The organism is Hydrogenivirga sp., from assembly GCF_056450045.1.
Genome location: NZ_JBWONM010000072.1, coordinates 1 through 9280, shown reverse-complemented (window position 1 = coordinate 9280; position 9280 = coordinate 1). Strand labels below are relative to the sequence as shown.

Here is a 9280-nt window from a genome sequence, read left to right as displayed (position 1 = left end):
TGAGAATGGAAATCATAGAAATCCCCATTGAGGAAGAGGTCAAGCAGTCCTACATAGACTACGCAATGTCCGTCATCGTGGGGAGGGCTATCCCCGATGTCAGGGACGGTCTGAAGCCCGTTCAGAGAAGGATACTCTACGCAATGCACGAGATGGGGCTTACTCCTGACAAGCCCTTTAAGAAGAGTGCGAGAATAGTCGGGGAGTGTTTCACAAAGGGAACAAAGGTTGCAACAGTCCGGGGAATAAAGAACATAGAAGAGATAGAGAGGGGAGAGCTGGTTTACACCTCAAGGGGTGTTAGGAAAGTCACGGAGCTATACATAATGCCTCCCCAACCACTAAAAGAGATAGTATCAGAACTTGGCTTGTCGGTAAGATGCACACCTGGACAGAGGTTTAAGGTCTTAACTCCGGAAGGAAAGCTCGTCTGGAAGGAGGCTAAAGAACTTAGAGAAGGTGATGTTCTGCTTTTAAGGGCCGTGTTCCCGAACGTAAGCGGGGAGCTTAGTGTAAGTGGTGTAAAGGTTGACAGTGACCTCGCTTACTTCTTAGGCCTGTTCGTAGGAGACGGATGGATAGAAAAAGATAAGAGGGGCTACCACAGGCTCGGGGTATTCGTATCGGATGAAGAGATCCGACAAAAGATAGAGGAGATTCTAACATCAAAAGGATTTGACTTTTCTAAGCTCAGAGACGGCACTATCAAGCTAAATTCAAGGAACACAAAGATCTTTATGGAAATTCTGGAGGTGGACAGCTCCCTCAGAGCCGGTTCCAAGAAGCTACCGAAGTGGCTGTTTAAGGCAAGTAGAGATATAGTCCTGTCCTTTATATCTGGTTTGATAGATTCAGACGGTAGCGTGCATAAAAGCAGAAACGTAATCAACATAAGTTCTATTTCCGAAGGCTTGATTAGAGACCTTCAGGTTTTGCTTTTCTATCTGGGTATACCTTCTAAACTCTACAGGTGGAAGGCTAAAAATGGCAGGGCAGGAAACAAGGAGATCAGGGGGAAACACACACTCTACAGCCTTGAGATCTCGGGCTACCATGTTTACAAACTCTTTGAAGCACCTATTAAATCCGTGAAGGTAGAACGCTACGGCGCTGAAAAGATCACGAAAAGGATAAAGGCAGACCTAATCCCTTATATGGGAAAGCTCCTATTGGATGAGTTTTCTCAGAAGCACCTCGGCGGTGGATGGTATTTAAGCGCAGAGGGTAAAAAGGTAAGGTGCGGGATCAAGTATCCGACGGGAACAAAGATAAGATGCTCCTCGGATCTAAAGGAAGGCTTTAACTTATACAGAGGTTCCATAACCGAGCTGAACATATTAAGAAAGGCAGAGCTTATAGGTTCTGACTATGCGGGGCTTTTAAGGGACGTTATAGACAACGACTGGTTCTTCTTTAAGGTAAAGGAGGTGGTGGATCTTCCTCCTGAAGAGACCTACGATATTCAGGTTGAAGGAGAACATGAGTTCTTAGCTAACGGCTTTGTAGTTCACAACTGCCTCGGAAAGTTCCACCCTCACGGGGATCAGGCGGTTTACGATGCACTCGTGAGGATGGCTCAAGACTTTTCCGTCAGATACCCCCTGATAATAGGACAGGGGAACTACGGTTCTATTGACGGGGACCCTCCAGCCCAGATGCGCTACACAGAAGCAAAGCTATCCCCCATCGCTGTTGAGATACTTGAGGACATAGACAAGGAGACCGTTGACTTCGTACCTAACTTTGATGAGTCCCTGACAGAACCGACGGTACTCCCCTCCAAGTTTCCCAACCTTCTGTGCAACGGAACAGCTGGAATAGCGGTCGGTCTTGCCACATCAATACCTCCCCACAATCTCCGGGAGGTGGGGAAGGCTCTTGTGGAGCTCGCAAAGAACCCCAACATGAGCACCGAAGAGCTCCTTGAGATAATAAAGGGTCCAGACTTTCCGACCGGAGGCGTTATAGAAAACTACAAAGATCTGAAGGAGATATACGAGACTGGCAGAGGTATAGTTCAGGTTAAGGCAAAGGCTCACGTGGAGAAGGTTCAGGGCGGAAGAGAGCAGATAGTTGTATCCGAGATACCTTACCAGGTTAACAAGGCTGAGCTCATAAAGAAGATAGCGGACAACGTCAGGAGCGGAAGGATAAAGGAGATATCCGACATAAGGGATGAGTCCGACAAGGACGGAATAAGGATAGTGATAGAGCTAAAGAGGGAGGCTAAGGGTGAGAAGGTTCTAAAGAAGCTCTTTAAGTACACCCAGCTAAAGAGGGGCTTCCCTGTAAACCTCGTCGTGCTCGTTGGAGGTGAGCCCAGGCTCGTCGGCATCAAGGAGCTTCTGAGGGAGTTCATAAAACACAGGCTAAGCGTCATACTGAGAAGGACACGCTACTTCCTGAGGAAGGCTGAGGACAGGCTTCACGTAGTTCAGGGGCTCCTAATAGCCCTCAACAACCTTGACGATGTTATAGAGGGAATAAGGCGTTCAGAGGACCCTGCCAAGGCGAAGGAGATGCTAATAGTCCGCTTCGGGCTCACTGAGAGACAGGCTAAGGCTGTCCTTGACCTGAGACTCCACAGGCTTACATCCCTTGAAAGGGATAAGCTCAGACAGGAGGAGGCTGAGCTCCTTCAGAAGATAGATTACTACCGCAAGGTTATAGGGAGCGAGGAGGAGAGGATAAAGATATTCGTTGAAGAAACCCAGAAGCTCGTCAGGAAGTACGGAGACCCGAGAAGGACCTTTATTGAGGGGCTTGAGGAGGAACTGGAGGAAGGCTCCCTCGTGGTGGCCGTCTTTGAGAACGGTAGAGTCATACCCCTTGAAGAGATCCCCGAGGGTGAGATACCGGTAGTAGATATACTTGATGTGCCCTTTACCGAAGGTCTCTTCCTTGTCTCTAACAGAGGGAGGGTTTACTGGCTGGCAGGCTCCCAAGCTCTTCAGGGGAGCAAGGTTAACTTCAAGGAGTCGGAGGAGAGGATCGTAGGAGCCTTCATAAGGGAGCAGTTCGCCGACAGGCTCCTGCTGGCTACGAAGAACGGAATGATAAAGAAGATACCCCTCGTTGAGTTTGAGTACAAAGCCCAGGGGATGAAGATAATCAAGCTCGCCGAAGACGACGAGGTCGTTGGTATAGCCCGGTCAATAGACATGAGCCACGTCCTGATGTTCACGAGGAGGGGCAAGGTTGCGAGGTTCAACGTCAGGGAGATACCGGCGGCAACACCCGGAACGAAGGGCTCTCAGGGTATAAAGGTTGAGGAGAACGATGAGGTTGTGGGTGTGAGGATAATTACGGATGAGCCTTACCTCATAGTCGTTACCGCCGACGGCGGTGTTAAGAGGATATATCAGGAGGAGATAGCGGTAAGGAACAGGGGAGTGAAGGGGATAAACGTCCTGGGCTCAGCCAGGGAGAGGTTGATAGACCTCCTTCCCATAAGGGATGAGCTTGAAGTCCTCGTAAGCACAAAGCTCGGAAGGGCTTTCTACGACCGCATAAAGGTTGATGAGGTACCCCTTAGCAAGAGGGACAGGCTGGCTAAGAAGCGCTGGACTCTGGAAGAGGGTGACGAGATAAGGAGGATAGTTATAAAATCCGAGGTCAGGAGTGATGAAGAGAGTGAGGATACTGATAAAGCCTAAGGAAGGTCTCCTCGATCCCCAGGGGAGGGCTGTTGAGGAGATGCTCCGGGACAACGGCTTTGATGTGAGACACGTGAGGGTGGGTAAGCTCATTGAGATGGAGGTTGCCCAGGGTGAAGACATTGAGACCATAGCCAAGAAGTACATAGTGAACCCCCTCATAGAGGACTATGAGATAGAGGAACTCTGATGAAGTTCGCCGTATGTGTCTTTCCCGGGTCAAACTGCGATTACGACACCTACTACGTTATAAGGGACGTCCTTGAGAAGGACGTTGACTTTGTGTTTCATGAGGAGAGAGACCTCTCCAAGTATGACTGCGTTGTCCTTCCGGGGGGCTTTTCCTTCGGCGACTACCTCAGACCGGGTGCTCTCGCTGCAAAGACTCCCCTTGCCGAGGCTGTTTACGAGTTTGCCAACAGGGGGAAGATCGTTGTGGGTATATGCAACGGCTTCCAGATACTCACCGAGCTCCACCTTCTTCCGGGAGCGCTCCTACCCAATGAGAACATGCGCTTCGTATGCACCGACGTTATTCTAAGGGTTGAGAACTCCGAATCGGAGCTGACCAAGGACCTTGACAGGAACGACCTCATAAGGATACCTATAGCCCACCATGACGGCAGGTACTACGTTGAGGAGGAAGAGCTGAAGGAGCTGAAGGAGAGAAACCAGATACTCTTCAGGTACGTTGATGAAAATGGAAATCCAACCCCGGAGGCAAATCCCAATGGCTCGGTGGACAACATAGCGGGTGTTATGAACAGGGAGGGAAACGTCTTTGGCATGATGCCCCACCCCGAGAGGGCTTCGGAAGACATCCTGGGTAGCCACGACGGTCTTAGGCTGTGGTATTCTCTCATCAGCGATTAAAGAGCTGCGGTAAAGAAGCGGGGGGTTCTTGTAAATTTGAGCTTTATGCAGGTTTTTGCTTTTTCTTCTCAGAATACCAGAGGAATACATAAAAGACAAAGAATAATAAAGTTCCTACAAGAGCTATACCTATAACAGTTTTATCCATCCTTGTCCCTTACAGGTAATAATATAGCAGAGCTGAAGGTATTGACAACACCAAGGGAAAATACAAACCACATTGATTCCTCACTTATCCTCTCCGATAAGCCAAGCAGAAGAGATCCAACCATTAGACCTACTCCGAAGTTCCTCTGTGCCTCAAGCAAGAACCTAAGCCTATTCTTCATGGTTTTTAATTCTAATCGGATACTTACCTAAGAACAAGCACAGAGAGGCTTAAGCCTATGGTATCCTCTTATCAGTGATTGAAGCGAGCCTTGTAAGGGAGGCTGTAAGGCAGAGAAAAGCCCGCTCGGAGTCTTTCTTGGGCTTTGAGTACCTTCGCTTCTCGGACGATTACAAAGATATACCGCGGGGAACCGCACTCTTTCAGGACACCGTTATCTGGGGGTACCCCCACATAGGAAGGATATTCATGCTCGCCAAGGGACTGAGCGAGCAGTTCAAGAACCCCTTCTGGGTGGAGGAGAAGGTTGACGGCTACAACGTAAGGGTATTCAGGGTTGAGGACAGGGTCATAGCCCTCTCAAGGGGAGGCTACATATGTCCCTTTACAACAGACAGGGTTCCCGACTTCATTGACCTCAGGTTCTTTGAGGAGAACCCAGACCTTATCCTCTGTGCAGAGGTCGCCGGTCCAGAGAACCCTTACATAGAGGAGAGTCCTCCCTTCGTTAAAGAGGACATCCGCTTCTTCGTCTTTGACATCATGAAAAAGGGGGAGCAGGGCTTCCTACCTCAGGAGGAGAAGCTATCCCTGATTGAGAGATACGCCCTCCCGGGCGTGGAGGTCTTCGGCAGGTTCACCCATGAAGATGTCTCTCAGCTGAAGGAGCTCCTCCTCAGACTAAACGAAGAAGGAAGGGAAGGAGTTGTATTTAAGGAGGACTCTCCCGAGAACAGAAGGGCAAAGTACATAACGAGCTACGCAAACCTGAGCGACATAAAGGTAACCGCAAAGAACATGCTCCAGCTTCCTCCCGAGTACTACACCAACAGGCTCCTTCGTCTCGTCCTCTTTATGGAGGAGGAGGGTATAGAGAGGACTGAGCACCTCTACGAGGAACTCGGTAGAGCCTTCATAGACGGCTTGTTTGATGCGATAGAGCAGTTTAAGAGGGAGCATAAGGTTTATAGGACCTTCCGGTGCAGGTTCAGGGACAGAAACAACGCTGTAGCCCTTATGGAGCTGCTCCACAGGACCTCAAGACACATACAGGTCATAGAGAGGGGGATAGAGGAAGAGGGCGATTACTACGTGCTCGCCTTTGACAAGGTCTTCCTCAACATGACCGGCTTGCTGGGGCACCTGTTAAGTGGCGGACTTGTGTTTGATTAGGCTCTCCAATATGCCCCGGAAGTTTTTCGGGTTTATGAACTTGATTCCAACCTTGTCCGCCCACCTCCTCAGCCCTTCGTCCGCCGTAACTACAGTCCCGTCCAGCTCAAAGGCAAGGAGAAGAACGTCCACGTCCTCTCTGCTGTCAATTATCCCCTGCCGGAGAGCCTCCCTGTACTTGTCCCTCAGCTTGTTTATAACCTTGCCCACGTCCCCTTCGGTCAGCTTTCCCGCCTCTTTGGCATGCTCCTCAGCTATTCTGAGACCCTTGTTTATCCTTCCCCTTATCTCTTCAATAAGCTCATAGAGAACCTCGCTCGGTATCATCAACTTGTACTTTCTCGGAGAGCGTATCTTGACGACCATCTCAAATTCAGGGGCAAAGGGTCCGAGGTCAACCATCTTCAGCATCTCATCGTAAACCGAGGAGGGCATGTAAAACCTGGCTCCCGAATGTATGGCGAGGTGAATGAAGTTCTCAACCGCACCCAGCTGGTCGCTCTCGCCAAAGGTCGTGTATATGTCCGGGTTCGTGAATACGCTCGTATCTAAGATGAAGTTCTCCATAAGTCCTATTTTAGCCGAGGAAAGAAACTCTTAATTGACTTTTGCCGGGAGTGTGTCAAAATTGACACTTATGGGGGGAGTTCTCATAGTGGAGGATGATGACAGCCTCAGCAGGCTGTTGGAGAGTAAGCTAAGGAGGAAGGGTTACAAAGTTGAGGCTGTCGGGAGCGGTGAGGAGGCGGTCCAGCTCCTTACCGCCAAAAGCTACGATGTCGCACTCCTTGACATAAGGCTGAGCGATATGAGCGGTCTTGACCTCCTGAGGGAGCTTAGTTCCAAGATATCTACCAAGTTCATAGTCATAACGGGCTATGGTGATGTGAACACAGCTGTGGAGGCTATGAAGGCTGGAGCCTCCGACTTCATACAGAAGCCCTTCAGCTTTGATATGCTTGAGGTGAGCCTCAGAAGGGTCTTAAAGGAGAAGAGGCTTGAAGAGGAGAACAAAGCTCTGAAGAGCTTTCTCTTTGAAAGGGGTACCGAGATAACCTTTGAAACCAAAAGCCCAGCCTTCAGGAACGTCCTTGAGATGGTAAGGAATGCGGCACTGAGCGATGTAAGCGTCCTCCTGAGAGGTGAGACGGGAACGGGAAAGGAAGTGATGGCGAGATACATCCACAGGCTATCGGAGAGGAGGGATAAGCCCTTCGTTGTGGTTGACTGCGCCGCCATACCCGAGCACCTTTTTGAGAGCGAGCTCTTTGGTCATGAGAAGGGTGCTTACACGGGAGCCTCTCAGAAGAAGCTCGGTCTCGTGGAACTTGCAGACGGGGGAACCCTATTCCTTGACGAGATAGGCGAGATTCCCCTGCCTGTTCAGGCAAAGCTCCTCAGGTTCGTTGAAACGAGGAGGTTCAGGAGGGTGGGAGGACTGAGTGAGATAAAGGTGGATGTGAGGATCATATCCGCCACCAACAGGGACCTCATGGAGATGGTGAAGAGGGGAGAGTTCAGGAGTGACCTGCTGTATAGGATAAACATAATGGAGGTTGAGATACCGCCCCTGAGGGAAAGGAGGGAGGACATACCCCTCCTTGCGGAGCTCTTCCTGAAGAAGTACAGAAAGAAGGTTAGGCAACAGACCCTTTCTCTTCTCAAGAGCTACAGCTGGCCCGGAAATATAAGGGAGCTCAGGAACGTGATAGAGAGAGCGTGCCTGCTCTCAAAGGGAGAGTATGTTGACGAACACCTGTGCCTTCCCCCGAGCCAGAGGGAGGAGACCTGCCTTGAGGATATGTTCTCCGAGATGCCCTCCCTTCAGGAGCTTGAGCTCATGTACGTTGGCTACCTCTACGGGAAGCTCAAGAGTGCAGACAAGGTGGCACAGGTTCTGGGCTGTAGCAGGAGGACGGTTTTCAGGAAGCTAAAGGAGCTGAGGGAGAGGAATGGAGACCTTGAAAAGACTTCCTTTCCCGGGGGAGCTCCTGACGTCAATTGAACCCCCGTACTCCCTGACTATGCTGTCAACTATCGCCAGCCCCAGTCCCGAACCCTCCCTTTTGTTCTTCCCCTGGTAAAAGGGTATGAATATCTTGCTGAGTTCTTCGGGTTCTATCCCCGGACCCCTGTCCTCAACTACAAAGACCCAGTTCTCGCCCTCCCTGAAGGAGCGCACCTTCACACTTTCGCCCGGTGGTGAAGCCTGAACTGCGTTCAGAACAAGGTTTAGAACGAGGTGCCTGATATCGGTTTCGTTCCCAAGTATGTAAGCCTCTTCTTCTCCCTCTATTTCAAGTCTAACTCCCCTATCCTTTGCATACACCTTCAGTATCTCCACCGAGTCCCTTACAGCCCTCTGGAGGTTCACAAAATCTTTGGTGGAGTTCCTCTTTACAAGGAGCAGTAGCTTGTCAACATAGTCCTTACAGGTGTTGACCGCATTCCTTATGACCTCAAACTCCTCACTGCTTCCAAGCTTCTCCTCAAGGTCCTCCAGGGCGAGAAGGATGGTGCTCAGGGGTGTGTTTATCTGATGGGCTATCCCCAAGGCAAGGAAGCCAACGGAGCTGAGCTTCTGAGACAGACTGAAGAGGTAGTACTTCTCCTTATCGCTCTTTATGTCCCTTATTATCTGAACTATCTTCTCACCCCCTTCAATGGGAAAGGCGCATATCTCAACCGGGACCTCCCTGTCATCGTGAGTGTAGTGGGTGTGGACGACGTTGACAGATCTCCCGCACTTCTCTATCTCCTTGAGAGGACAGGGATGGCACTCGCCCTCGCAGGGCTCGTTCTGATGGTGGGAGACAACGTAGCAGAAATTTCCGATGACCTCCTCGGGCGAGCTGTAGCCCATATCTCTGGCATACCTCTCGTTGGCGTAGATTATCCTGTAGTTCCTGTCTATAACGACCACTTCCTCCTCAAAGTGGTCAAAAACAGAGAAGTCCATCGGGATAAATTTAAGCCCCTGAGGGACTGGAATAAAGATGTCAAAGCTGGCACGGAGGGTGACACGGACGTCACCCATTCCTTCCTACGGAAGCTCTCCGATACCTTGTAGTTTAAAGGACTCCGTTTTTGGCACAAAGTTTGCACATTGAAAGAGAAGAGGGTGAGCAGATGGACAGAAGGAGCTTTATAAAGACATGCACTGCCGTTGCCGCCGCTTCCCTCGCTTCCCCCTCCTTCTTTTCCAGCATCGTTGAGGCACAGGAGGGTAGCTTCAAGGCTTACAAGAAGG

The 9280-nt window shown here is 50.4% G+C and carries 9 protein-coding genes; 6 read left to right on the top strand and 3 right to left on the bottom strand.

The features are described 5' to 3' along the window. Positions 1-5: 5 nt before the first annotated feature. The 3 genes from AC1HCM_RS03015 to purQ are packed head-to-tail and all read left to right on the top strand — an operon-like array spanning position 6 to position 4529. Positions 6-3656 carry a DNA gyrase subunit A gene (locus AC1HCM_RS03015; protein ID WP_479460298.1) on the top strand — a complete coding sequence of 1217 codons (3651 nt, stop codon included), beginning with the start codon at positions 6-8 and terminating at the stop codon, positions 3654-3656. Then, the gene (purS, locus tag AC1HCM_RS03010) at positions 3625-3846 is read left to right on the top strand and encodes a phosphoribosylformylglycinamidine synthase subunit PurS (RefSeq protein WP_479460296.1); all 222 of its coding nucleotides are present in this window, start codon (positions 3625-3627) and stop codon (positions 3844-3846) included. Before AC1HCM_RS03015 ends, purS begins: the two co-directional genes overlap by 32 nt. Then, positions 3846-4529 (top strand): phosphoribosylformylglycinamidine synthase I, encoded by a 684-nt coding sequence (gene purQ / locus AC1HCM_RS03005; protein WP_479460295.1) that lies wholly within the window; start codon positions 3846-3848, stop codon positions 4527-4529. The genes purS and purQ overlap by 1 nt, the downstream gene beginning before the upstream one ends. A gap of 140 nt (positions 4530-4669) precedes the next feature. Here the strand turns inward: purQ and AC1HCM_RS03000 are convergent, their stop codons facing one another. Further along, positions 4670-4858 carry a hypothetical protein gene (locus tag AC1HCM_RS03000; RefSeq protein ID WP_479460294.1) on the bottom strand — a complete coding sequence of 63 codons (189 nt, stop codon included), beginning with the start codon at positions 4856-4858 and terminating at the stop codon, positions 4670-4672. A gap of 74 nt (positions 4859-4932) precedes the next feature. Between AC1HCM_RS03000 and AC1HCM_RS02995 the strand changes: the two genes are divergently transcribed. Then, positions 4933-6030, top strand: a complete 1098-nt coding sequence (locus tag AC1HCM_RS02995; RefSeq protein WP_479460293.1) for an RNA ligase — start codon at positions 4933-4935, stop codon at positions 6028-6030. Here AC1HCM_RS02995 and AC1HCM_RS02990 read toward each other — a convergent pair. Continuing rightward, the gene (locus AC1HCM_RS02990; protein ID WP_479460292.1) at positions 6004-6597 is read right to left on the bottom strand and encodes an RNA ligase partner protein; all 594 of its coding nucleotides are present in this window, start codon (positions 6595-6597) and stop codon (positions 6004-6006) included. The two genes, AC1HCM_RS02995 and AC1HCM_RS02990, sit on opposite strands and share 27 nt — an antisense overlap. A gap of 70 nt (positions 6598-6667) precedes the next feature. Here AC1HCM_RS02990 and AC1HCM_RS02985 point away from each other — a divergent pair, with 70 nt between their 5' ends. After that, on the top strand, positions 6668-8035 hold the full coding sequence (locus AC1HCM_RS02985) for a sigma-54-dependent transcriptional regulator (RefSeq protein WP_479460291.1): 1368 nt from the start codon (positions 6668-6670) through the stop codon (positions 8033-8035). Here AC1HCM_RS02985 and AC1HCM_RS02980 read toward each other — a convergent pair. Beyond that, positions 7961-8989: a two-component system sensor histidine kinase NtrB gene (locus tag AC1HCM_RS02980; RefSeq protein WP_479460290.1), complete on the bottom strand. Its 1029-nt coding sequence runs from the start codon at positions 8987-8989 to the stop codon at positions 7961-7963. The two genes, AC1HCM_RS02985 and AC1HCM_RS02980, sit on opposite strands and share 75 nt — an antisense overlap. A 170-nt stretch (positions 8990-9159) precedes the next feature. Between AC1HCM_RS02980 and AC1HCM_RS02975 the strand changes: the two genes are divergently transcribed. Next, positions 9160-9280: twin-arginine translocation signal domain-containing protein (locus AC1HCM_RS02975; protein WP_479460297.1), on the top strand; the 121-nt coding region annotated here is incomplete at its 3' end.

Bases quoted from the DNA above. Each gene is read 5' to 3' on its own strand.
- AC1HCM_RS02980 (WP_479460290.1), bottom strand. From the start codon at position 8,989: ATGGACTTCTCTGTTTTTGACCACTTTGAGGAGGAAGTGGTCGTTATA.
- AC1HCM_RS02985 (WP_479460291.1), top strand. From the start codon at position 6,668: ATGGGGGGAGTTCTCATAGTGGAGGATGATGACAGCCTCAGCAGGCTG.
- purQ (WP_479460295.1), top strand. From the start codon at position 3,846: ATGAAGTTCGCCGTATGTGTCTTTCCCGGGTCAAACTGCGATTACGAC.
- AC1HCM_RS03000 (WP_479460294.1), bottom strand. From the start codon at position 4,858: ATGAAGAATAGGCTTAGGTTCTTGCTTGAGGCACAGAGGAACTTCGGA.
- AC1HCM_RS02990 (WP_479460292.1), bottom strand. From the start codon at position 6,597: ATGGAGAACTTCATCTTAGATACGAGCGTATTCACGAACCCGGACATA.
- purS (WP_479460296.1), top strand. From the start codon at position 3,625: ATGAAGAGAGTGAGGATACTGATAAAGCCTAAGGAAGGTCTCCTCGAT.
- AC1HCM_RS03015 (WP_479460298.1), top strand. From the start codon at position 6: ATGGAAATCATAGAAATCCCCATTGAGGAAGAGGTCAAGCAGTCCTAC.